General features: G+C 74.1%; 18 protein-coding genes. 7 read left to right on the top strand and 11 right to left on the bottom strand.

The features are described from left to right. Window positions 1–84: 84 nt before the first annotated feature. The 4 genes from D5H75_RS04305 to D5H75_RS04290 form a co-directional block, all read right to left on the bottom strand. Window positions 85–1,566 carry an alkaline phosphatase PhoX gene (locus D5H75_RS04305; RefSeq protein ID WP_119924962.1) on the bottom strand — a complete coding sequence of 494 codons (1,482 nt, stop codon included), beginning with the start codon at window positions 1,564–1,566 and terminating at the stop codon, window positions 85–87. A gap of 76 nt (window positions 1,567–1,642) precedes the next feature. After that, window positions 1,643–2,731: an ABC transporter ATP-binding protein gene (locus D5H75_RS04300; RefSeq protein ID WP_202637797.1), complete on the bottom strand. Its 1,089-nt coding sequence runs from the start codon at window positions 2,729–2,731 to the stop codon at window positions 1,643–1,645. A 66-nt stretch (window positions 2,732–2,797) separates the two neighbouring features. Continuing rightward, complete coding sequence (locus D5H75_RS04295) at window positions 2,798–4,474, bottom strand: ABC transporter permease (protein WP_119924960.1); 1,677 nt, start codon at window positions 4,472–4,474, stop codon at window positions 2,798–2,800. Window positions 4,475–4,478: 4 nt separating this feature from the next. Beyond that, window positions 4,479–5,519, bottom strand: a complete 1,041-nt coding sequence (locus tag D5H75_RS04290) for an ABC transporter substrate-binding protein (RefSeq protein WP_119924959.1) — start codon at window positions 5,517–5,519, stop codon at window positions 4,479–4,481. Between the two features lie 395 nt (window positions 5,520–5,914). Between D5H75_RS04290 and D5H75_RS04285 the strand changes: the two genes are divergently transcribed. Then, entirely contained in the window at window positions 5,915–9,076 is a 3,162-nt protein-coding gene (locus tag D5H75_RS04285; protein ID WP_119924958.1) for an AfsR/SARP family transcriptional regulator, read from the top strand. Here the strand turns inward: D5H75_RS04285 and D5H75_RS04280 are convergent. The 7 genes from D5H75_RS04280 to prcB all read right to left on the bottom strand — a co-directional run bounded on the left by D5H75_RS04280 (window position 9,060) and on the right by prcB (window position 14,899). After that, window positions 9,060–9,821 carry an ABC transporter permease gene (locus tag D5H75_RS04280; RefSeq protein ID WP_119924957.1) on the bottom strand — a complete coding sequence of 254 codons (762 nt, stop codon included), beginning with the start codon at window positions 9,819–9,821 and terminating at the stop codon, window positions 9,060–9,062. The two genes, D5H75_RS04285 and D5H75_RS04280, sit on opposite strands and share 17 nt — an antisense overlap. Further along, entirely contained in the window at window positions 9,818–10,756 is a 939-nt protein-coding gene (locus tag D5H75_RS04275) for an ATP-binding cassette domain-containing protein (protein WP_119924956.1), read from the bottom strand. Before D5H75_RS04275 ends, D5H75_RS04280 begins: the two co-directional genes overlap by 4 nt. A 182-nt stretch (window positions 10,757–10,938) precedes the next feature. Beyond that, window positions 10,939–11,415 carry a hypothetical protein gene (locus D5H75_RS04270; protein ID WP_202637796.1) on the bottom strand — a complete coding sequence of 159 codons (477 nt, stop codon included), beginning with the start codon at window positions 11,413–11,415 and terminating at the stop codon, window positions 10,939–10,941. Between the two features lie 93 nt (window positions 11,416–11,508). Next, the gene (locus tag D5H75_RS04265) at window positions 11,509–12,156 is read right to left on the bottom strand and encodes an alpha/beta hydrolase (protein WP_119924955.1); all 648 of its coding nucleotides are present in this window, start codon (window positions 12,154–12,156) and stop codon (window positions 11,509–11,511) included. An 88-nt stretch (window positions 12,157–12,244) separates the two neighbouring features. Continuing rightward, window positions 12,245–12,907, bottom strand: coding sequence for a class I SAM-dependent methyltransferase (locus tag D5H75_RS04260; RefSeq protein ID WP_119924954.1), 663 nt, complete (start codon window positions 12,905–12,907; stop codon window positions 12,245–12,247). Window positions 12,908–13,153: 246 nt separating this feature from the next. After that, window positions 13,154–14,020, bottom strand: a complete 867-nt coding sequence (gene prcA / locus D5H75_RS04255; RefSeq protein WP_242453964.1) for a proteasome subunit alpha — start codon at window positions 14,018–14,020, stop codon at window positions 13,154–13,156. A 12-nt stretch (window positions 14,021–14,032) separates the two neighbouring features. Further along, entirely contained in the window at window positions 14,033–14,899 is an 867-nt protein-coding gene (gene prcB, locus D5H75_RS04250; RefSeq protein ID WP_202637795.1) for a proteasome subunit beta, read from the bottom strand. Window positions 14,900–15,298: 399 nt separating this feature from the next. Between prcB and D5H75_RS04245 the strand changes: the two genes are divergently transcribed. From D5H75_RS04245 to D5H75_RS04220, 6 genes are all read left to right on the top strand, one after another. Further along, a complete protein-coding gene (locus tag D5H75_RS04245; protein ID WP_119924952.1) occupies window positions 15,299–16,690 on the top strand; it encodes an extracellular solute-binding protein in 1,392 nt (463 codons plus the stop codon). A gap of 76 nt (window positions 16,691–16,766) precedes the next feature. Further along, entirely contained in the window at window positions 16,767–17,711 is a 945-nt protein-coding gene (locus D5H75_RS04240) for a carbohydrate ABC transporter permease (protein ID WP_119924951.1), read from the top strand. After that, on the top strand, window positions 17,708–18,715 hold the full coding sequence (locus D5H75_RS04235) for a carbohydrate ABC transporter permease (protein WP_242453963.1): 1,008 nt from the start codon (window positions 17,708–17,710) through the stop codon (window positions 18,713–18,715). The genes D5H75_RS04240 and D5H75_RS04235 overlap by 4 nt, the downstream gene beginning before the upstream one ends. Further along, a complete protein-coding gene (locus D5H75_RS04230) occupies window positions 18,715–19,770 on the top strand; it encodes an ABC transporter ATP-binding protein (RefSeq protein ID WP_119924950.1) in 1,056 nt (351 codons plus the stop codon). The genes D5H75_RS04235 and D5H75_RS04230 overlap by 1 nt, the downstream gene beginning before the upstream one ends. Window positions 19,771–19,992: 222 nt before the next feature. After that, window positions 19,993–21,459: an amidase family protein gene (locus tag D5H75_RS04225; protein ID WP_119924949.1), complete on the top strand. Its 1,467-nt coding sequence runs from the start codon at window positions 19,993–19,995 to the stop codon at window positions 21,457–21,459. A 275-nt stretch (window positions 21,460–21,734) separates the two neighbouring features. Next, the gene (locus tag D5H75_RS04220) at window positions 21,735–22,463 is read left to right on the top strand and encodes a dienelactone hydrolase family protein (protein WP_119924948.1); all 729 of its coding nucleotides are present in this window, start codon (window positions 21,735–21,737) and stop codon (window positions 22,461–22,463) included. The last annotated feature ends 145 nt before the right edge of the window (window positions 22,464–22,608 follow it).

Here is a 22,608-nt window from a genome sequence, read left to right as displayed (position 1 = left end):
GTCCGGGGCGCGTCCCCCGACCACGGCCGGCGCGGGTTCCGCGCCGGCCGTGGCCGCTGAGGGCGGGTTCGGAGCCGGGGCGGGTCAGAGGGGGCCGCGTTCCCAGGGACCCCAGATGGCGACGGTACGGCCGCGCATGGCGAAGGTGGCCGGGTCGGTGGGGATGCCGCGGGCGGTGCCCTGGAGGTTGGCGAACAGGTAGCGCCCGTCGGGGCTGAAGGTGGCCCCGCACCACTCGTCCTCGTTCTCGTGGGAGCAGAACGGGAAGAGCGTGCCGTCCCGCGTGAGGCCCTGCAGGTGGTAGGTCGTGCGCAGGTCGGTGTCCTCGCACAGCAGGAGCGAGCCGCGCGGGGTGACGGTGATGTTGTCGGGGAAGCTCAGGGTCTCCATGCCGGGGGACTCGAAGACGAGGCGGAGCACGCCGTAGGGGCCCAGCGGGCGGTACTCCCAGACCTGGCCCTGGCCGGCGTCGCCGCCCTCGGTGGCGCAGAAGTAGACGGCGCCGTTGCCCCACCAGCAGCCCTCGATGCGGGCGAAGGTAGCCCCGCCCAGGGCCGCGCCCTGCTTGTAGACGGCCAGCGAGTCGGACTCGGCGCCCGCCGGGTCGGGGTCGGCGATGTCCACCCAGGTGCACGCCAGGGGCCGGCCGGGCCGCTGGCCGGTGCGGGTGTCGTATCCGGGGCGGTCCTTGACCTTGAGCATCTGCAGCCGCCCGCCCTCGGCGGGCTTGCCGCGGCGGGCCGGGGTGAAGCGGTAGAAGCCGGCGGTGTCCCTGTCCTCGGTCTCGTAGATGTGGCCGGACCAGGGGTCGACGGCGATGGCCTCGTGGACGAAGCGTCCCATCGCGGTCAGCGGCACGGGGTCGGTCAGGCCCTCGCCTGCGGACGGGACCTCGAAGACGTATCCGTGGGGCTTGGTCCAGCCGTTGTTGCCGCGGTACGGCCGCCCGGCCGAGTCCGGCTTGAACGGCGAGGTGCCCTCGGTCGTCTCCTCGCAGGTGAGCCAGGAGCCCCAGGGGGTGGGGCCGCCGGCGCAGTTCTTGATCGTGCCGGCGATCGACATCCAGGACCGGGAGAGGACGGGGACGCCGCCGTCGAAGCGGATCTCCAGGGTGCTCGTCCCGCCGCTGCCCTTGACGTCGTAGCGCCGGGCGGGGTCGGTGCCCGAGGGGACGGCCCAGGGGGATCCGGTCGCCTCCTCGTGGTTGCGGACGAGGCGGACGGTCCGGCGGGGGCCGGGGAAGGCGGCCATGCCGTCGTGGCCGAGCGGGACGATCGCGCCGTCGTCCATGCGGGTCCCGGCGCAGCCGAAGAAGCGGAAGTCGAAGCCCTCCGGCAGCAGGAGGGTGTCGCTCATGCCGGTGACGGGGTCGGTGCGGGTGACGGGGCGCAGCGGGCCGTATCCGCCGCCCGCGGGGGAGGCGGCGGGCAGGGGACGGCCTGCGGCGGCGTGGGCCTGCCGGGCGACCAGGCCGTCGAGGGCTCCGAAGCCGGCCGTGGCCGCGACTCCGGCGAGGAATCCGCGCCGGCCGAGCCGGTCGCCGCGTGGTGCGTCGTGTGCGGGCATCGCATCTCCTGTGCGGATGGGTTGGTGGGTCCCCCGAGGTCGGCGGTGGTGGCGGCGGCCTGCCGTACGGCGGGCGCTAGGAGTCGGGGAAGATCCGGATGCGGGAGGCGGGGACGGTCAGGGTGATCTCGCCCGCGGTGCCGGGGCCGGTGGTGTCGTATTCGTCGACGAGGACGTCCTGGTCGGCGACGCGCACGAGGTAGCGGGAGAGGGCGCCGAGGAACTGGTGGCCGACGACCTTGCCGGAGATCCGGTTGGCGGATCCGGCGGATCCGGCCGCTCCGGCGGGTTCGTCGCGCGGGGCGGGGGTGAGGTCCTCGGGGCGCATCGACAGCAGCACGCGGTCGCCGGGGGCGGGCACGTGCCCCCGCGCGTCCTCGGCGGCGGTCACGGCCTGCCCGTCGTCCAGCCGGAGCAGCACCTCGCCGCCGCGCACGAGGTCGCAGCGGGCGGGCAGCAGGTTGTTGAGGCCGATGAAGTCGGCGACGAACCGGTTGGCCGGGTGGTGGTAGAGCTCGTGGGGGGTGGCGTACTGCTGCAGCTCGCCCCGGTCCATGACCGCGATCCGGTCGGCCATGGACAGGGCCTCCTCCTGGTCGTGGGTGACGTAGACGGTGGTGAGGCCGAGGCGTTTTTGGAGCTGGCGCAGCTCGGTGCGCAGGCGGATGCGCATCTTGGCGTCGAGGTTGGACAGCGGCTCGTCCATGAGCAGCACCTTGGGCTCGGTGACCAGGCTGCGGGCGAGCGCGACGCGTTGCTGCTGGCCGCCGGAGAGCTGGTTGGGGTACCGGTCGCCGAGGTTCTCCAGGCCGAGCAGTTCGAGCATCGCCCCGACGCGGCGCCGCGCCTCGGTGTCGGGGACGCGCTGGGTGCGCAGGCCGTACCCGATGTTCTTGAGCACGGTCATGTGGGGGAACAGGGCGTAGTCCTGGAAGACGATGGAGGTCGGGCGGCGGTGCGGGGGCACGCTGGACAGGTCTCGGCCGTCGATGACGACCGAGCCGGCGTCGGGTTCGACGAATCCGGCCACCATGCGCAGGGTGGTGGTCTTGCCGCAGCCGCTGGGGCCGAGGAGGCAGACGAACTCGCCCTCGCTCACCTCCAGGTCCAGGTCGCGGACGGCGTGGTCGTCGCCGTACCGCTTGGTCAGGCCGCGGAGCGTCACATATGCGTCAGGTCCCGCAGAAGGTCCCGCAACAGGTCCCGCAGAAGGTCCCACAGGGCAGACTCCTCACAGTTCGAACAGTTTGACCCGGCCCCCGGTGAGGAGGCGGAAGAGCGCCAGCGCCGCGAAGGTCACCAGCATCAGCCCGGCGGCCAGCGCGGTCGCCTCGCCCCAGTAGCCGTGCTCGGCCAGGCCCATGATCGAGACGGAGGCGAGCTGGCTGCCCGGTGAGACGAGGAAGATGACGGCGCTGAGGGTGTTGATGGACTTCACGAACGCGTAGATGAAGGCCGCGGTGAAGGCGGTGCGCATGAGCGGCAGCATCACCGTGCGGAAGGTGCGCAGCGAGCCCGAGCCGAGGTCCTGGGCGCTCTCGTCCAGGGAGGGGCCGATCTGCTGGAGGGCCGAGACGCCGCTGCGGTATCCGACGGGCAGGGTGCGGACGGTCATCATGAGCACGACGATCAGCGCGGTCCCGGTGATCGCCAGCGGCCCGGTGTGGAAGGTGATCAGCCAGGCGATGCCGATCATGGTGCCGGGGAGCGCGCCGGGGAGCACCGCGAGCATGTCCATCGCGCCCCGCCCGACGAGCGGCCTGCGCTGGATGAAGAAGGCCGCGAGCACCGCGAACACCGCGCAGGCGAAGCCGGCGACGACCGCGTAGAGGGTGCTGTTGGTCAGATCCCCGGCCCGCAGCAGGGTGTACTCGAAGTGCTGGAGCGTGAGGGTCCAGTTCACGCCCCAGGTCTTGGTGAGGGCGCCGGCGAACACCGAGGCGTACGTCAGGAGCATGAACCCCGACACGACGCACAGCAGCCCGAACAGGGTCCCGCGGACGGGGGCGGGCGTGGGCACCGGGTCCAGGGTGGACTCCTTGCCGGTGACGGTGACGTAGGAGCGGCGTTCGAGCCAGGCGCGCTGGAGCCAGAAGAACAGCCCGGTGGGCACCAGCAGGGCGACGCAGAGCACGGCGGCCATGCCCAGGTCGAAGGTGCCGACGACCTGGTGGTAGGCCTCGACGGCGAGCACCCGGTAGGACCCGGCCACGAGCAGGGGGTTGCCGAAGTCGGCGAGCACGTACATGCCGACGAGCAGGCCCGCGCTGGCCAGCCCGGGGACGGCCAGCGGCAGGGTGACGGTGCGGAAGATGCCCCACCAGCCGTGCCCGAGGTCGCGGCCGGCCCATTCCAGCGCGGGGCTCTGCCGCCGCAGGACGCCGGTGAGCACGAGCACGGCGACGGGGTAGTAGGCCATGGTCTGCACGGCCCACAGTCCCGGCAGCCCGTAGACGTCCAGGTTCAGGCCGAGCAGTTCGTACGTCACCAGACCGCGGCGGCCGAAGAGCAGGATCAGCGACAGGCCGATGACGAACGGCGGGGAGACCAGCGGCAGCACGGACATGATCCGGAAGAACGGCTTGCCGGGGATGTCGGGGCGGCTGAGGGCGTAGGCGAACAGGAAGCCCAGGGCGGTCGCCGAGACGGTGGAGAGCAGGGTCATCACGGCGGTGTTGCGGGCGACGTCCCACATGCGGGCGCTGCCCAGGAAGCGGGACCAGTGCTCGGCGTCGGGCCGCAGGAAGACGTTGACCGTGGGCCACAGGACGAAGACGATCAGGACGGCCGCGATGAACAGGGTGACGGCGAGCGTGACGGGCTCGCGGACGAGCCTGCGGGCGGCCCGGGAGGCCCGGCCGGGGGGAGCCGGCCGGACCCGCGGGGGCCGGGGGGCGACGGCGGTCACTCCGTCACCCGCCCACGCGCTCGCCCCAGGCGCGCAGGACCTTGTCGCGGTTCTGCGCGGCCCACTGGACGTCGAAGTCGACGAGTTTGAGCTGGTCGAGGGGCACCGCGCCGTCGGGGACGGCCACGTCCTTGCGGATGGAGACGCGCTTGCTCAGGTCGGTGTGGAGCTGGCCGGCCTCGCGGCCGAGCATCCAGTCGACGAACTTCTTGGCGGACTCGGTGTTGGGGCCGCCCTTGACGATGGAGACGGCGCCGACCTCGAAGCCGGTGTCCTGGGGGAAGACGATCTCCAGCGGGTAGCCGGCCTCGATGGGCTTGAGGATGTCGTGGCCGAAGGCGATGGCCAGCGGGTACTCCCCGGCGCCGGCCATGCGGGCGGGTGCGGCGCCGCTGTCGGTGTAGTGGGCGACGGTGGTGTCGAACTTCTTGATGAAGTCCCAGGCCTGGGCCTCGCCGAGGCGGAAGATCTGGGTGGCCACGAAGTTGTAGGCGGTGCCCGAGGAGTCGGGGCGGGCGACGACGAGCTTGTCCTTCAGCGCCGGGTCGAGCAGTTCGTCCCAGGTCTTGGGGATGGGGCGGCCCTTCATCTCCTCCTTCCACCGCTCGGTGTTGACGGCCAGGGCCAGCGCGCCGACGTAGAAGCCGTGCCAGGCGTGCCCGGGGTCGTAGAAGCGCTTGTCGTAGTCCTTGGCGACGGGGGAGTCGTAGGGCTGGAGCATCCCGCCGAGGGCGAGCGCCTGGTGGTTCTCGCTCGGGCCGCCGAGGACGACGTCGCCGGTGGGCTTGGCCTTCTCGGCCTGGACCCGGGCGACGATCTCGCCGGCGCTGAGCCGTACGAACTCGGTCTTGATGCCGCTGCGCTCCTCGAACGCCTTGAGGAGGCGGGCCATCTCGTTCTCGTGCAGGGCGCCGTAGACGACGAGCTTGCCGCCCTTCTGCTCCCCTCCGCCGGCCGCCGGTCCGCCGGAGCCGCAGGCGGCGAGCGCCAGGACGGCGGTCGCGAAGAGGGCGAGCAGGTGGGGGAGGCGCCTGGATCTGGACATTGTCGACTCCTCATACGCGATGGGGCCGCTCGTGGTTTCCGCCGGGTGAACGGACGATTGCCGAGAAGTGTCCTTAAGACCATATGTCCTGTCAACGCATCATCTCTAGGTATCTGATGATCGTTTGCCGCGCTGGAGCCGGGTCCCTCACCGGTCGCGACAGGTATCACCGCAGCTCACAGTGGGCGTGTGGCGTGGTCGGAGGGCCGTCACGGGGCTGAAATGTCCTGACATAAAGACGTCCTATTGAATTTTCGTGCGGTGGCGGCCGACCCGCTCACAGGTCCACCGCCGCGGCCGGGCGGCCCCGCCGCGGTGGCCCCGGCAGCGGCCGAGGGGGGTGGGTCCCGCGGGGGTTGGCCGATCCCCGCCACGGTTCCGGCAGAATTGCTCGTGTGCGAGTCGGATTGCTCGGGCCGTTCGAGGTCCGGAACGGCGATGACGCCCCGGTGGAGGTCCCCGGGGCTCGGTTGCGCGCCCTGCTGGCCGCACTCGCCCTCGAACCCGGCCGGATCGTCGGCCGGAGCAGGCTCGTGGACTGGATCTGGGGGGACCGGCCGCCCGCGGACGAGGTGAACGCCCTGCAGGCGCTGGTGTCCCGGCTGCGCCGGGTGCTGCCCGACGGGGTGATCGAGGCCGAGTCCGGCGGATACCGGCTGGCCGTCCCCTCCGACGCCGTGGACGTCCACCGCTTCGAGAAGCTCGTCGGCCAGGCGCGCGCCGCCGAGCCCGCCGAGCGCGCCGACCTGCTGCGCTCGGCCCTGGAGCTGTGGCGGGGCCCGGCCCTGGCCGACATCGCGCTCCAGGACAGCGAGGCCTTCGACACCGCCGCCGAGCGGCTGAACGAGCTGCACGTCGCCGCGCTCGGCGACCGGGTCGACGCCGACATCCGGCTCGGCCGCGGCTCGGAGCTGCTGTCCGAGCTGACCGGGCTGGTCGCCGCCTACCCCCTGCGGGAGGGGTTCGTGGCGGCCCTGATGCGCGCGCTCGCCGAGGCCGGGCGCGGCAACGAGGCGCTGACCGTCTACCAGCGCACCCGCGAGCGGCTCGCCGAGGAGCTCGGCGCCGACCCCTCCGCCGAGCTCACCGCGCTCCACACCGCGCTGCTGCGCGGCGAGCTGGGCGAGCGGGCGGAGAACCGCAGGACGAACCTGCGCGCCGAGCTGACGAGCTTCGTCGGCGAGGACGAGGACGTCGCCGCCGTCGCCGCCCTGGCCGTCCGGCACCGGCTGGTCACCCTGACCGGGCCCGGCGGGGCCGGCAAGACGCGGCTGGCCGCCGAGACCGCCCGCAGGATGCTCGCCGAGCTGCCGGACGGGGCGTGGCTGGTCGAGCTGGCCTCGGTCCGGTCGGGCGCGGAGCTGGCGCAGGCCGCCCTCAGCGCGCTCGGCCTGCGCGACCAGGGCGTGCTGGGCGGGGCGCGCGCGGGCGACCCGATGGACCGGCTCATCGCCGCGGTCAGGGAGCGCGCGCTCCTGCTGATCCTGGACAACTGCGAGCACCTGATCGAGGAGGTCGCCGCCTTCGCCGACCGGCTGCTGGGCGAGTGCCGCAGGCTGCGCGTCCTGGCCACCAGCCGGGAACCGCTCGGTATCACCGGCGAGGTGCTGTGGCAGGTCGAGCCGCTCGCGCTGCCCGCGCCGGGGGCCGGCCCCGCCGAGACCGCCGCCTCGCCCGCCGTACGCCTGCTGCGGGACCGCGCGGAGCTGGTGCGCAAGGACATCGGCACCGACCCGCACACGATCGCCGCCATGGCGCGCATCTGCCGGGCGCTGGACGGGATCCCGCTGGCGATCGAGCTGGCCGCGGCGCGGCTGCGCGCCATGTCCGTGGACCAGCTCGCGCGGCGGCTCGACGACCGGTTCCGCCTGCTGACCAGCGGCAGCCGCACCGTGCTGCCCCGGCACAAGACGCTGCGCGCGGTGGTGGACTGGAGCTGGGACCTGCTGAGCGAGCCCGAGCGCGCCGTGCTGCGGCGGCTGTCGGTGTTCGCCGGCGGGGCGAGCCTGGAGGCGGCCGAGCGCGTGTGCGCGGACGACCCCTACTCCGGGGACCCGGCGGTCGCCGGGGAGCTGGTCTTCGACGTGCTGACGGCGCTGATCGAGAAGTCGCTGGTGCTCTCCGACGGGGAGGACCCGCCGCGCTTCCGGATGCTCGGCACCATCCGGGAGTACGCCGCGCAGCGGCTCGCCGAGGCCGGGGAGACCGAGGCGGCGCGCCGGGCCCACCTGGCCTACTGCATCGAGCTGGCCGAGACGGCCGACCCGCACCTGCGCCGGGCCGAGCAACTGGAGTGGCTGGCCGTGCTGGAGGCCGAGCACGACAACTTCAGCGCGGCCCTGCGCGGGGCGATCTCCGAGGGCTGGGCCGAGGAGGCGATGCGGCTGGTCGGGGCGGCGGGCTACTCCTGGTACCTGGGCCGGCACCGGGCCGAGGGCATGGAGCTGAGCGTCGCCGCGGCCTCGCTGCCCGGCGAGGTGCCCGACGAGGTGCGGGCGCTGGCGTACCTCATCGTGACGATGTTCGTGACGGCCGGGGTCGGCGGCGACCAGTACCAGGCGCAGGAGTGGATCCAGGAGGCCCACCGCCTCGCGGGGCGCAGCGGGTCGCGCCATCCGCTGCTCGGGTTCGCCGGGCTGCTGGCCGCGACGCTGGGGGATTCGCCGGACTTCCTGTCCTCGTTCGAGCCGCTCATCGCCCACGAGGACCCGTGGGTGCGCGCCCAGTCCCGGCTCGCCCGCGCCCGGCTGCGGCTCAGCCTCCGGGGCGACGAGACCGACGTGGACACCGACGCCGAGACCGCCCTGGCCGAGTTCCGGGCGCTGGGTGAGCGGATGGGCGTCTCGATGGCGCTGGCCCTCCTGGCCGACCGGCTCGCCATGCGCGGGGAGTTCGCGCGCGCCTGCGAGTACCTCGACGAGTCCGCCGTGGCGCTGACCGAGGTGGGCGCCACCGAGGACGTGGTCGGCACGCGGGCGCGGCAGGCCCAGTTGCACTGGCTGCTGGGCGACGAGCGGGCCGCCGAGAGCGCCCTGGCCGAGGCGCGGCGGTGCGCGGGCGGGATCGTCTGGCCGGACGCGCTGGCCGAGCTGGCGCTCGCCGAGGCGCGGCTCGCCTGCTGGCGCGGCGAGCCGGAGCGGGCGCGCGAGCACCTCGCCCGGGCGCGGACGGTGCTGAGCGACCAGATGCGGGCCGACTCCATCCGCGCTCCGATCATGGACCTGTACGGCTACCTGGCCGAGGATCTGGAGGAGGCCCGCGCGTACCGGTCCGAGGCGTACCGGGCGGTCACGGGCTACCCGCATCCGCCGTCGATCGCCGTGGTGCTGGTCGGGCTCGCGGATCTGGCGCTGCGTCAGGGGCAGGCCGAGCAGGCCGTACGGCTGCTCGCGGCGGGCGACGCCGTGCGCGGGACGCCGGACCTGTCGCTGCCGGACGCCGCCCGGATCGCCGCCGAGACGCGGAGCCGCCTCGGCGAATCCGCGTTCGCCGAGGCGGCCAGGGAGGGACGGGAGCGGGACTGGCGGGAGCTGGCCGAGATCACGCTCGCCTGCTGAACGACCTGCGCGACCACAGGTAGCCGACCAGGGTGAGCCCGGCGCACCAGGCGACCGCGGTGAGGGCCGTGCCCGCCGCCGGGGCGCCGGTCAGGAACGCGCGCAGGGTCTCGATGATCGGGGTGAAGGGCTGGTACTCCGCGAACTCCCGCACGACCGGCCCCATCTTGTCGGCCGGCACGAACGCGCTGCTCAGGAAGGGCAGGAGCATCAGGGGGACGCCGAGCATGCCCGCGCCCTCGGGCGACTTGGCCGCCAGGCCGGCCCCGATGGTCAGCCAGCTGATCGCCAGCGTCGCCAGCACGACGATGCCGAGCGCGCCGAGCCACTCCGCCGGGCCCGCCGAGGGGCTGAAGCCCATCAGGAACGCGAGCCCGACGACGAACACCAGGGCCACCAGGGTCCGCAGCGTGGTCGCGATCACGTGCGCGCTCAGCACGGCGCCCCGGGACACGTCCATGATCCGCAGGCGGTTGATGAAGCCCGTGGTCATGTCGGCGTTCACGCCGGTGGCGGTGGGGCCGATCCCGTAGCCGACCGCCATGATGATCATGCCGGGCGTCGCGTAGTCGACGTAGTCCTGGCCGACGCTGAAGCCGCCGCCGAGCACGTACACCATGAGGAACATCACGAAGGCCGGCATGACGACCGCGTTGAACAGCGTGAGCGGGTTGCGCAGGGTGTGCCGGAAATTGCGCCGCAACATGGTCGCGGAGTTCGACAGAGAAGCAGAGATGGCGCTCATCGCGCGCTGACCTCCTTGTTTCCGGTGAGGGCGAGGAAGACGTCGTCCAGGTCGGGGGTGTGGACCGACAGCTCGCCGACCTCGATGGCGTGCGCGTCGAGCCGGTCGAGCAGCGCGCGCAGGGCGTGGACCCCGCCGTCGCCGGGCACGCGCAGGGTCAGCTCGTCCTCGTCCCGCGTGGAGCCGGGCAGGATCCGCGCCGCGGCGTCGAGGCCGTCCCGGCCGGGGAACCGGAGCCGGATGTGGCTGCCGGGGATCTCGCGCTTGAGCTCGCCGGCGGTGCCCTCGGCGACCAGGCGGCCGTGGTCGAGTACGGCGATGCGGTCGGCGAGCTGGTCGGCCTCCTCCAGGTACTGGGTGGTGAGGAAGATGGTGGTGCCGTCGGCGACCAGTTCCCGGATGATCTCCCACATGGTGCGGCGGCTGCGGGGGTCCAGGCCCGTCGTGGGCTCGTCCAGGAAGACGATCCGCGGCCGGCCGACCAGCGTCATGGCCAGGTCGAGCTTGCGCCGCATGCCGCCGGAGTAGGAGGCGGCGGGCTTGCCGGCCGCCTCGGCCAGCTCGAACCGGTCGAGCAGCCAGGCGGCGATCCCCCGGCCCTCGGCCTTGGGCAGGCGCAGGAGGTCCGCCATCATCAGCAGGTTCTCCTCGCCGGTGAGCAGGCCGTCCACCGAGGCGAACTGCCCGGTGACGCCGATCGCCGCGCGCACGGCCCTGGTCTCGGTGAGCAGGTCGTGCCCGGCGACGACCGCCGTGCCCGCGTCGGGCGTCATCAGCGTGGTCAGCACGTTGACCGTCGTGGTCTTGCCGGCGCCGTTGGGCCCGAGCAGCGCGAAGATCGTGCCCGCCCGGACGCGCAGGTCGATGCCGTCGAGCACGACCTTGTCCTTGTACGCCTTGCGCAGCCCCGTGGCCGCGATCGCCGTTCCGTTCATGCGTCCACGGTCGCCGAAGGTCCTGATACGGGACCGTCACCGCCCTGACGCGTCCGCTGACACACCCCCGGCCACCCTCCCGCGCCATCGCCGGCCCCGCGCGGGCGGGGCGGCGGGGAGCGGCCGGACGGCGCCGGGCGCGGCGTGGGGCCGAGGTCAGGGGCTGGGGTCAGGGGCTGAGGTCAGGGGCTGGGGTCAGGGGCGGGGCGGGTGGTGGCGGCCAGGGCGGTGACCAGGGCGACGCCGGCGAAGACGACGGGGAGGAGCATGAGGGCGCCCACGCCCCACAGGCCGCTGTCGTCGGAGAGGAAGGCGTTGACGCACCAGGCGAGCCAGGTGGTGCCGGCCAGGGCCAGGGTGCCGATGACCGGGCGGCCGCGGCGGCCGGCGCGGGCGGACAGGGCGGCCAGGACGAGCCCGAGGCCGATCACCTGCCAGGGCTCGTAGGGGCCGGTGGCGCTGCCGTCGGGCTGGATGTCGCGCTCCCGGTCCCAGCCCAGCCACGCCAGCCAGTTGGCCAGGGCGAGCGCGGACAGCAGGGCCGCGTACAGCCCCGCGGCGGCCAGGCGGCGCCACCGGGAGAGCGCCGGGGTGCCGGGGGTGCCGGGGGCGGCGGGGGCGGCGGGGGAGGGCACTGCGGAGGCGGGTGCGGCAGACATCTCTTCCTGTTCACATCGCAAGCGGATATTTCCGGCGAAATCGCCCAGAAAATCGTATGCGTGCTGGAGAGGTCCCGCGCCCGCGAACCGGGGTCAGGAGGAGGTGAGCGTGGCCTCCAGGAAGGCGTCGACGGCTGCGCCGATGTCGGGGCGGGTGAGGGGCAGGGCGTGGCCGCCGTGGGTGATCAGGGCGTGGACCGGATGCCCCGCGGCCAGCAGCGCCGAGACCAGGTCCGTGGTCTGGGTGACCGGGATCGAGGCGTCCGCCGTGCCGTGGACGAGGAGGACGGGCACACCGTTGCCCACGTGGTTGACCGGCGCCGCGTCGAAGGTCGCCTCGTCCCCGGCGTACGGCGTGTGCCCGATCAGGTCCTCCCAGGGGTTGTCGTGCGCCCGCAGGTCCAGGAAGTCGGGCGCGAGCGGGTCGGTCGGCGGCCAGAACGCCATGATCCCGGCGACCTGCCCGGGGTCGTCCAGGCCGCGCAGCCCGAGCTGGAGCGCCACCTGAGCCCCGGCGGAGTCGCCCGCCACGAACAGCGGCAGATCCCCGGCCTTCTCCCGCGCGGCGCGCCAGCACTCCCGGGCGTCCTCGAGCTGGGCCGGCCAGCGCGCCTCGTGGACGAACCGGTAGGCGCCCTCGATCACCGTCAGCCCGTGCGCGGCCAGCGCCGCCCCGTCCTCGGGGGCGCGGACCTTCCAGCCGCCCCCGTGAAACCACAGCACCGCCCCGCGCGTCTCCATGCCCCCATCCTTTCGCCGCGCCGGGACCGCCCTGGCCGGTTTCCGCTCGCGGCGTACCGGCGGGCCCGGTTTCCGCTCCCGGCGTACGTCAGGCCCGGCGCGCGCGGATCGCCAGGACGAAGGGGACCGGCTCGCCGCCCTCCTCGAACCGCTCGGGGACCAGCCCCGCGTCCAGGAAGGCGTGCAGGAGCGCGGGCAGGGGCAGATGCGCCGCCCCCACCCTGGCCCGCACCCCCTGGTCGGTCCAGGAGTCCGTGGTCCAGTGCCCGGTGAGGTAGCCCGGCCGGATCACCACGGCCCCCGGGTCGGACCGGTCGGCGAACCCGCCGCAGAAGCACGGGTGCACGCCCACGTGGACGAACGCCGCCCCCGGCCGCAGCACCCGCGCCGCCTCCCGCAGCACCGCCGGGTAGCCGGGCATGTCGGTGTGCGCCATCACCGTGACCACGGCGGGGAAGGAGGCGTCCCGGAACGGCAGTCGCGTCGCGTCGGCCCGCGCCACCGGCAGCCGCCCGGCGGCGTACTCCAGCATCCGCGCGGACACGTCCACCCCGACCGGCGTCCACCCCAGATCGCGCAGCTCGGCGGCGTGGGCCCCGGTCCCGCATCCGATGTCCAGGCAGGTCCCGCGGCCCTCCCCGAGCAGCGCGCGCAGGGCCCGCCTTACCCCGCCCACGTCGGCGCCCCGCGCCCGGGCCAGGAACTCCGTCTCGTACCAGTCGGCGATCTCGTCGTACGGTGCGCTCCTCATGGGGCCATCGCACCCCCGCCGCTCCTCCCGCGCCACCCCGTTCCGCCCTCGGCGCAACCCGCGCCGTACGGCAGGCCCGCCGCACCGGGCCCTCGGCCGTACGGCAGGCCCGCCGCACCGGGCCCGTGGCCGTACGGCCCAGGGCGGCGCGGGCGGGGACGGCCGCGGGGCCGGGGGAGCGGGGCGGGCATGGGAGAGGCCCCCGCGCGGACGCGGGGGCCTCCTCGACCGGGCTGGGCCGGCGGGTCAGAGGACGGGGCCGCCGGAGCCGGTGTCGCCCTCGCCCTCGGGGCCCGTGGGCGGGTGCTCCTCACGGGGCTGGGCGGGCGGCTTCGGGGCCGCCTCGCCCGACGGCGCGGCGGGCTCGGCGGTGCCGGTCCCGCCCGGCTCGGCGGGCTCGGCCGGCTGCTGGGACGGGGCGGCCGCGCGGGACTCCTCCAGGGCGCGCTCCAGGCGGGCCCCGGTGAGGCGGCGGAACTTGCGGTGCTCGCGCTTGCGGTCGAGCATGGCCACTTCGAGCTGGGTGGAGGGGATCTCCTCGCCGTTGGGCTCGGTGAGGGCGGCCACCGCGGCGGCCAGGGCCTCGGGCATGGTCATGCTCTCGCGGTAGCGCTCGCGCAGCCGGCCCGCGACGGCGTCGGCCTGGCCGCCCATGGCGACGAAGCCGTGCTCGTCCACCACCGAGCCGTCGAACGTCAGGCGGTAGATCTGGTCGCCGGAGGCGGACTCGCCCACCTCGGCCACGACGATCTCCACCTCGTAGGGCTTGCTGGACTCGGTGAAGATCGCGCCGAGCATCTGGGCGTAGAAGTTCGCCAGGCCGCGGCCGGTGACGTCGCGGCGGTCGAAGGTGTAGCCGTTGATGTCGGCGTAGCGCACGCCCGCGCCGCGCAGCGCCTCGAACTCGCGGTAGGAGCCGGCGGCCGCGAAGCCGATGCGGTCGTAGATCTCGCTGATCTTGTGGAGCGCCCGCGACGGGTTGGGCGCGACGAACAGGATGCCGTCGGCGTACTGGAGCACGACGACGGAGCGGCCCCGCGCGATGCCCTTGCGCGCGTAGTCGGCCTTGTCCCGCATCGACTGTTCGGTCGGGACGTAGAACGGCATGGTCATGGCCGGACCTCCTTAACGCAGCGGGGCGGTGGGGCCGTCCGGGTCGCCCATGCGCCCGTCGAGCACCGTCTGGACATTGGCGGCGACCTCCTCGTCGGAGTACCGCCGGAAACCCTCGGCCGTGATGACCGCGACGATCGGCCAGATCTTGCGGGTCACGTCGGGCCCGCCGGTGGCCGAGTCGTCGTCCGCCGCGTCGTAGAGGGACTGGATGGCCGCGAGCACGGCGTCCTCGGCGGACATGCCCTCGCGGTAGAGCTTCTTGAGGGAGCCGCGCGCGAAGAGCGAGCCGGACCCGATGGCGTGGAAGCCGCGCGCCTCGTAGGGGCCGCCGCTCACGTCGTAGTTGAAGATGCGCCCGGCGTCGCGCTCGCTGTCGTAGGCGACGAACAGCGGCACGACCACCAGGCCCTGCATGGCCGCCGCGAGGTTGCCGCGGATCATGGTGGCCAGGCGGTTGGCCTTGCCCTCCACGGAGAGCTCGCGGCCCTCCATCTTCTCGTAGTGCTCCAGCTCCACGCCGTAGAGCCGGGCCAGCTCGATGCCCATGCTGGCGACGCCCGCGATGCCCATCGCGGAGTAGTCGTCGGTGCGGAACACCTTCTCGATGTCACGCTGGGCGATGAGGTTGCCGGACGTGGCCCGGCGGTCACCCGCGATCACCACGCCGCCCGCGCACGCCAGCGCGACGATCGTGGTGGCGTGCGGGATCTCGTCGCCCACCGCCCCGGCCGGCAGAGGACGCCGCCCAGGCAGCAGGTCCGGCGCGTACGAGGCGACGAAATCGGTGAACGACGAGGTCACCGGATTCATGAACGGCCCCGGATTCATGAACGCGGCGGGGAGGTCCCGCCCTGAGCCATCCCACTGCGACGCCACTCGTCTCCCTCCACCCTGCGACGACAAACGCTTGTGACAGACCTGAGGAGTGTCACCACTCCTGGGATGACCCTACTCATGTTGGACCCCCTGATGCAGCGCGGACCCGGGCGAGCCGATCAGCTCAGCGCGAACCTTCCGGCGCGCGGCGGGGCGGACCGCCCCGCCGGCGGCGGCCCGGATCCCCTGGCGGATGGCGCGGCGAGCGTCCCGGCGGGCGGTGCGGCGCGCGGCGGGGGCGGGCGCCCTAATCCGGGATCTTTACGGACCGCATCCGCCGTGCGATCGTCGGTATGTCCGGATGTCCGGCTCATTGAAGATCCACTGGGCGTGCGAACGGCACGCGGGTGGGACCCATCCCCGAATCCATGGACGCGATCGACCTTCGAGGAGGTCGTCATGAGCCCTCTCCGCCGACCCGCCGCCGCGCTGGCCCTGCTGACCGCGCTGACGCTCCCCCTGGCCGCCTGCGCGCGCGGAGGCGGGGGCGGGGGCGACGGCAAGGAGATCACGCTGACCATCGCCTCGAACGCCATCTCCGGCGGCAAGAACGCCGAGGAGGCCGACTGGGTGCAGAAGTGGGTGATCCCGCGCTTCGTCGCCGCCCAGAAGGCCAAGGGGGTCACGGCCAAGGTCGTGTTCCAGGCCAGCGGCGTGGAGGACGAGCAGTACAAGACCAAGCAGGCGCTGGACCTGAAGTCCCGCTCCGGCGCGGACGTGATCGCGATGGACGGCATCTGGGTCGGCGAGTTCGCCCAGGCGGGATACCTCAAGCCGCTGGGGGAGGTGGGCGGCCCCGAGGTGGACAAGTGGGACGGCTGGCAGCAGATCCCCGAGGCCGTGCAGGGCCTGGGCGAGTTCGAGGGCAAGCGCTACGGCATCCCGATGGGCACCGACGGGCGCGTGCTGTTCTTCAACCGCAAGCTGTTCGCGCAGGCCGGCCTGCCCGCCGACTGGCAGCCCCGGAGCTGGCGGGACATCCTCGACGCCGGCGCCAAGCTCAAGGCGATCAAGGGCGTGACCCCAATCCAGTGGAACGCCGGCACCGCGATGGGCGAGGCCACCTCCATGCAGGGCTTCCTGCCGCTGCTCGCCGGGGCCGGGGCCGAGGTGTACGCCGGGGGCAAGTGGACCGGCGCGTCGCAGGCGGTCATCGACGTCCTGGACTTCTACGCCAAGATCTACCGGGGCGGGCTCGGCGACCCGCGGCTCCAGCAGGAGGCCAAGGGGCGCGACAAGTCGTTCCAGGAGTTCGCCGAGGGCAAGATCGGCATCCTGGCCGAGGGCGACTACTTCTGGCGCGGCGTGGTCGAGCCCAAGGAGGGCGTGGCGCCCATGCCCGACCGCGAGCAGACCGTCGGATACGCCCTGATCCCGGCCAGGGAGCCCGGCAAGGGCGTGCGCGGCCAGGACTTCGTGAGCATGTCGGGCGGGTCGGTGCGCGTGCTGAACCCCAGCTCCAAGCACCCCGGGCAGGCGTGGGAGCTGCTGTCGTTCATGCACTCGGCCGAGGCGACCAAGGCCGAGATCGGCGACGTCCCGCGCGTGTCGGCCCGGATGGACGTCAACGCCCAGCTCCTGGCCGGGGACCCGATGCTGAGGTTCATCTCCGAGAAGGTGCTGCCCATCACCTCCTACCGGCCCCCGCTGGCCGTCTACCCGCAGGTCTCCACCGCGATCCAGGAGGCCACCGCCTCCGTCGTGTCCGGCGCCACCCCGGCCCAGGCCGCAGCGGCGTACCAGAGGAAGCTGGAGGGCGTGGTCGGTGGGCCGGGCAACATCGGACGCTGAGGCCGGCTCCGACCCCGGAGCCGGCTCCGGGGCGGACGCCGGGACCGGCGGGACTGCCGGGGCAGGCGGGGCAGGCGTGGGCGCGCACGCGCCGCCCCCGGCCCCGGCGCCGCCGGGGGACGCCGCCGGGCTCGGGCGGCCCCGCGCGCTGGCGTTCGTCACCCCGGCGCTGGTGCTCATCCTGGTCTTCCTGGTGTTCCCGGCGCTGTGGACGATCTACCTGGGCGTCACCGACTACCGGCTGACCGGGATCGCCGCGGTCGAGCCGCGCGTGGTCGGGCTGGACAACTACGGCCGCGCCGTCGGCGACGAGCGGTTCCACACCTCGCTCTGGCTGACCCTGCAGTTCGTGCTGGGCTCGGCGGTCATCGGGCAGGCCGGGCTGGGGTTCGCGATCGCCTGGGTGACGCGCGGGCGTGGCCGCACGCTGCGCGGGCTGGTCGAGGGCCTGGTCATGCTGGCGTGGATCCTGCCGGGGTCGGTGGTGGCGTTCCTGTGGATCGCGCTGCTCGACCGGGACGGCGGCACCCTCAACGCGCTGCTGGACACCCCGGGCGCGGCCTGGTTGCTGGACCACCCGATGCTCTCGGTCATCGTCTTCAACGTCTGGCGCGGCACCGCGTTCTCGATGATGCTCTACAGCGCCGCGCTGCAGAGCGTCCCGCCCTCGCACCTGGAGACCGCGCGGCTGGCCGGCGCGTCCACCTGGCAGCAGCTCCGCGACGTGGTGTTCCCGCACATCCGGGGGCACGCGCTGACGAACCTGCTGCTGATCAGCCTGTGGACCTTCAACGACTTCACGCCGTTCCTGCTCACGGCGGGCGGGCCCGAGGGGCGCTCGGAGGTGCTGGCCGTCTACATCCTCAACGTCGCCGTGCGGGGCGGGGAACTGGGGTACGGCGCCGCCATCTCCTTCCTCATCCTGCTGATCAACCTGATCGTCGCCCTGTTCTACCTGCGCATGCTCCGCGAACGCCGTACGGCCGCGCCCGCCGAGCCCGTCGCCGGGGGCGGCCGGTGAGCGCCCCGCCGCCCGGTACGCCGGGCCGCGCCGGGCCCCGCCGTACGGACGGCGGGAACGGGCACGCGGGCGCGGACGGGAACGGGCGCGCCGGGGGCGCCGGCCGTACGGACGGCGGGGCCGGGCTCGGACGTACGGACGGCGGGGCCGGGCTCGGACGTACGGACGGCGGGGCCGGGCGGGCGGCGGCGCGGCGGCTGGCGGGGCGGGCGGCGAGCGCGCTGTTCATCGCGGTCGTGCTGGCGTTCTTCGCGTTCCCGCTGCTGTGGCTGGCGTCGGCGCCGTTCGACGCGCATCCGACGATCACCGCGTCGCTGCCGGAGTTCACGCTGGCCAACTTCCGGGAGCTGCTGGACAACCCCTACGCGCTCACGTCGCTGCGGAACTCGGTCTACCTGGCGTTCTGGACGATGCTCCTGGTCGTCGGGACCGGGGCGCTGGCGTCGTACGCGCTGAGCCGCGTGCGCGTGCCCGGGCGCGACGCGATCCTGTACGCCCTGCTGCTGCTGTCCTCGATCGTGACCGGGACCGCCGCCATGGTGCCGATCTTCCTGCTGGCGTTCGAGCTGAACCTGGTGGACACCCATCTGGGCGTGGTGCTCGTGCTCGCGGGCGGCCTGCTCCCGGCGGCGATCTTCATCCTCAAGGACTTCATGGACAACACGCCCACCTCCTACGAGGAGTCCGCGCGGGTCTTCGGCGCCACGCCGCTGCAGATCCTGCGGCACATCGTGATCCCGACGGTGCGGCCGGGCCTGGCCACGATCGCGGTGTGGACGGTGGCCACGGTGTGGAGCAGTTTCCTGCCGCCGTTCCTGCTGCTGCGCGACCCGGAGCTGTCGCCGGCCGCCGTGGTCATGTACACCTTCTACACCGAGGGCGGCCAGCCCAACCTGCCCCTGATCTCCACGTTCTCGCTGCTGTACTCGCTGCCGGTGGTGGTCATGTACGTCTTCGTGAGCCGCCGGTACGGCTTCCGCTTCCACGGAGGGATCAAGCGCTGATGGCCGCGATAGCCGTACGGAACCTGTCCAAGGAGTACGCCGGGGGAGTGCGGGCCCTGGACGGCCTGGACCTGGAGGTGGCCGACGGGGAGTTCTTCGCGCTGCTGGGGCCGTCCGGGTGCGGCAAGACGACGCTGCTGCGCACGATCGCCGGGCTGGAGATCCCCACCTCGGGCACGGTGTCGCTGGGGGAGCGCGACGTGACGCGGCTGCCGCCGGGGCGGCGGGACGTGGCGATGGTGTTCCAGGACTACGCGCTGTTCCCGCACATGGACGTGGCCGACAACATCGCCTACCCGCTGCGGATCCAGCGCGTGGGCCGCCAGGACCGGCGGGGCCGCGCGGCCGAGGTCGCCGCCGGGCTGGGCCTGCGGGACCTGCTCGCCCGGCGGCCCGCCCAGTTGTCCGGCGGCCAGCAGCAGCGGGTGGCGCTGGCGCGGGCGATCGCCGCGCACCCGGCGGTGTTCCTGTTCGACGAGCCCCTGTCCAACCTGGACGCGCGGCTGCGCCTGGAGGCGCGTTCCTTCCTCAAGCGGCTCCAGCGCGACCTCGGCGTCACCACGGTCTTCGTCACCCACGACCAGGCCGAGGCGCTGGCCCTGGCCGACCGGATCGCGGTGATGTCGGCCGGGCGCATCACCCAGATCGGCACCCCGCGCACCGTCTTCCAGCGCCCGGCCACCCCCTTCGTCGCGAGCTTCATCGGCTCGACCCCGATGAACCTGCTGCCCGCCGTGCTGTCCGGGGACCGCCTCACGGCCGCCGGGACCGCCTTCCCCGCCCCGCCCGGCGTCAGCGGCGAGGCCGAGGTGCAGTACGGCGTCCGCCCCGAATACCTCGACTTCTCCGCCGAGCCCCTTCCCGAGGCGTTCGAGGGCGAGGTGGCGGTGGTGGAGCACCTGGGCACGAGCGACCTGGTCACCCTGGCCGTCCCCGGCACCCCCGGCGTCCGCGTCGTCGTCCCCGAAGGCGTCGACCCCGCCCCCGGCACCCGGGCCTGGGCCCGCCCCCACCCCGCCCGCGGCCTCGTCTACGAGTCCGGCACCCTCCTCTGACCCCCGCACGCCGTACGGCGAGCCGGAGCCCGGGGGACCGCGCCCGCACCGCCGTACGGCCGCACCGCCGTACGGCCGCACCGCCGTACGGCCGCGCCGGCGGGCGTGCGCTCGCCGTACGGCCGCACCGGGCCTTCGGTGGGGCCGCGGCGCGCCGTACGGGCGGACGGGCAGCGCCCCGGGGCGGTGGACGGGGCGGCGGGAGTCTGGGACGCTCGCGCCATGGTGGGCTTGGAGCTCCTGGGCGCGCCCGCCCACCGGATGCTGCGGGCGCTGGCGGCACGCGAGGTGGGGTGCCGGGAACTGATCGAGTCCTGCCTGCGGCGGATCGAGGCGGTGAACCCGCGCCTCAACGCCGTGGTCGCCCTCGACGGGGACCGCGCCGTCGAGGAGGCCGCCCGCGCCGACCGGGCCCTGGCCCGGGGCGAGGGCCTGGGCCCGCTGCACGGCCTGCCGATCACCGTCAAGGACAGCATCGAGACCGAGGGCCTGCCCGCGACGTGCGGGCTGCGCGGGCTCGCGGGGCACCGCCCGGCCGCGGACGCCCCCGCGGTGGCGCGCCTGCGCGCGGCGGGAGCCATCGTGCTCGGGAAGACAAACACCTGCCCGCTCGAACAGGACGCGGTCACCGACAACCCCGTCTACGGGCTCACCGTCAACCCCTGGGATCCGGGCCGAACCCCCGGCGGCTCCTCCGGGGGTTCGGCCGCCGCGGTCGCCGCCGGGCTGTCGGCGCTGGACCTGGCCGCCGACGACGCCGGCTCGATCCGTATCCCCGCGAGCTACTGCGGCGTCTCCGGCCACAAGCCGACGTACCGGCTGATCCCCGTGCTCGGCCATATTCCGCCCATGCCCGGCGATCTGCGCGAACCCGACCTCGGCGTGCTCGGCCCGATCGCCCGCTCCGCCCGCGACCTGGACCTGGCCCTCGGGGTCCTGGCCGGTCCCGGCCCCGCCGACGCCGTCGCCTGGCGGCTCGCCCTGCCCCCTCCTCCGGACCGCCCCCTGCGCGTGGCCTGCTGGTTCGACGATCCCGCCGCCCCCATCGACGACGAGGTACGGCGGTGCCTGGAGCGCGCGGCCGGCGCCCTCGCCGACGCGGGCGCCCGAGTGCGGCCCGTGGACGCGCCGGTGGGCGGGCTGGCGGAGTACGAGCGGCTGTACAACGTGCTCGGCCTGAGCCCGCACAACCACCTCCTGCCGGAGCGCGACTACGAGAGCCTGCTGGCCCTGCGCGAGGACGACGGCCCCCTGGGCGTCTACGCCCGCGGCGTCACCGCCTCGACCCGCGAGTGGAACCTCGCCGACGAGGAGCGTGCCCGCCTCCGGGCCCGGTGGGCCGAGTTCTTCCGGTCCTTCGACGTCCTCCTGACCCCCGCCACCCAGACCGCCGCCTTCCCGCATCCGCCCCCCGGCGAACGCCGCCTCCTCGTCAACGGCGAGTCCCGCCCCTTCTCCGTCGCCTGGACGGTCGTCGCCGGCCTCTGCCACCTCCCCGCCACGGTCACCCCCGCCGGCCGAACCTCCGGGAACCTCCCCGCCGGCATCCAGATCATCGCCCCCTACCTCCGCGACCGGACAGCCCTCGCCACCGCCGCCCTCCTGGAAGCCCGCCTGCCCCCGCCGCCCCCGCCGCCCCTCCCCGGCGGCGGCGTGGACCACGGCGGGGGGAGCCCTCCGCCGGGCTAGGCCCGGCCCGGCCGCCCGGATGCCCGGGGCAGGGCGCTATCCGGGGCAGGGCGCTTCCCGGGGCAGGGCGGGCAGCACGCCTCCTTCGTGCCGTAGGCGAGACCGCGCGATCCCGCCTGCCGCCGATCGTGCCCGATGTGGTAATTTCGCCGTCGCCGTGCATCGTGGTGAGTTCGAGGGGGTGAGACCGATCAACGCTGAGACAGGTCGGGGCTCCCTCCTCCGCATGGCCTAGGGAGCGCCGCGCGAGGCATCCCGAAAGGCTTGACAGACTGATGCGCTTCACCTCTCGGACGTCGTCCGATGGCGTCATCGAGCGGTTCTTCACCCTCGGCGAGATCCCCGGCGTGCTGTGGACGCCGGAGGGCGCCCGTGACGCCCGTCCCCTGATCCTGCTGGGTCACGGCGGCGGGCAGCACAAGACCCATCCCGGCGTCGTGTCCAGCGCGCGCCGCTACGCGGCCGGGGGCTTCGCGGTCGTCGCGATCGACGCGCCCGGCCACGGCGAGCGCCCCAAGGACGCGGAGTTCGCCCGGATCGTCGCCCAGATGCGGGCCGGCCTGGCCGCGGGCGAGGACCCGGGCGCGCTGGTCGCCGGCATGCACGGCCACCTGGCCGGTCGGGCCGTCGCCGACTGGCGGGCGGTCCTGACCGCGGTCCAGCGCCTGGACCAGGTCGGCCCCGGCCCCGTGGGCTACTGCGGCATGTCGATGGGCTGCGGGCTCGGCGTCCCGCTCATCGCCGCCGAGCCCCGGATCCAGGCCGCGGTGCTGGGCCTGCTCGGCGTGCGCGGGCTCGCCGAGGACGCCGGGCGGATCACCGTGCCGGTGCGGTTCCTGGTCCAGTGGGACGACCGGCTGGTGCCGCGTGAGCAGAGCCTGGCCCTGTTCGACGCGCTGGCCTCGGCCGACAAGACGCTGCACGCCAACCCCGGCGACCACGGCGACGTGCCGCCCTTCGAGGTCGAGGACTCGCTGCGCTTCTTCTCCCGGCATCTGAGCTGAGAGCGCGCCACCGCGCCCAGCGTCCCTGCCGCCGCCCCACCAGGAGCGCGAGGGGGGCTGGGCGCGCGCGGCGGGGTGGGGCGGAATGCGTGCTCGGGGCAAAACACGTTGTGATCACTTACGCCGGGCGGCCGGGGGACATAGC

Source organism: Bailinhaonella thermotolerans, assembly GCF_003594875.1.
In the GTDB taxonomy this organism is placed as follows: Bacteria; Actinomycetota; Actinomycetes; order Streptosporangiales; family Streptosporangiaceae; genus Bailinhaonella; species Bailinhaonella thermotolerans.
The sequence above is the reverse complement of the archived record's forward strand: the minus strand, read 5'-3'. Positions and strand labels throughout refer to the sequence as shown.

Coding starts and splice junctions, on each gene's coding strand:
- D5H75_RS04275 (WP_119924956.1), bottom strand. CDS start 10,756: ATGAACGGAACGGCGATCGCGGCCACGGGGCTGCGCAAGGCGTACAAG.
- D5H75_RS04260 (WP_119924954.1), bottom strand. CDS start 12,907: ATGAGGAGCGCACCGTACGACGAGATCGCCGACTGGTACGAGACGGAG.
- D5H75_RS04220 (WP_119924948.1), top strand. CDS start 21,735: ATGCGCTTCACCTCTCGGACGTCGTCCGATGGCGTCATCGAGCGGTTC.
- D5H75_RS04225 (WP_119924949.1), top strand. CDS start 19,993: ATGGTGGGCTTGGAGCTCCTGGGCGCGCCCGCCCACCGGATGCTGCGG.
- D5H75_RS04245 (WP_119924952.1), top strand. CDS start 15,299: ATGAGCCCTCTCCGCCGACCCGCCGCCGCGCTGGCCCTGCTGACCGCG.
- D5H75_RS04305 (WP_119924962.1), bottom strand. CDS start 1,566: ATGCCCGCACACGACGCACCACGCGGCGACCGGCTCGGCCGGCGCGGA.
- D5H75_RS04230 (WP_119924950.1), top strand. CDS start 18,715: ATGGCCGCGATAGCCGTACGGAACCTGTCCAAGGAGTACGCCGGGGGA.
- D5H75_RS04290 (WP_119924959.1), bottom strand. CDS start 5,519: ATGTCCAGATCCAGGCGCCTCCCCCACCTGCTCGCCCTCTTCGCGACC.
- D5H75_RS04280 (WP_119924957.1), bottom strand. CDS start 9,821: ATGAGCGCCATCTCTGCTTCTCTGTCGAACTCCGCGACCATGTTGCGG.
- D5H75_RS04265 (WP_119924955.1), bottom strand. CDS start 12,156: ATGGAGACGCGCGGGGCGGTGCTGTGGTTTCACGGGGGCGGCTGGAAG.
- prcA (WP_242453964.1), bottom strand. CDS start 14,020: ATGACCATGCCGTTCTACGTCCCGACCGAACAGTCGATGCGGGACAAG.
- D5H75_RS04270 (WP_202637796.1), bottom strand. CDS start 11,415: ATGTCTGCCGCACCCGCCTCCGCAGTGCCCTCCCCCGCCGCCCCCGCC.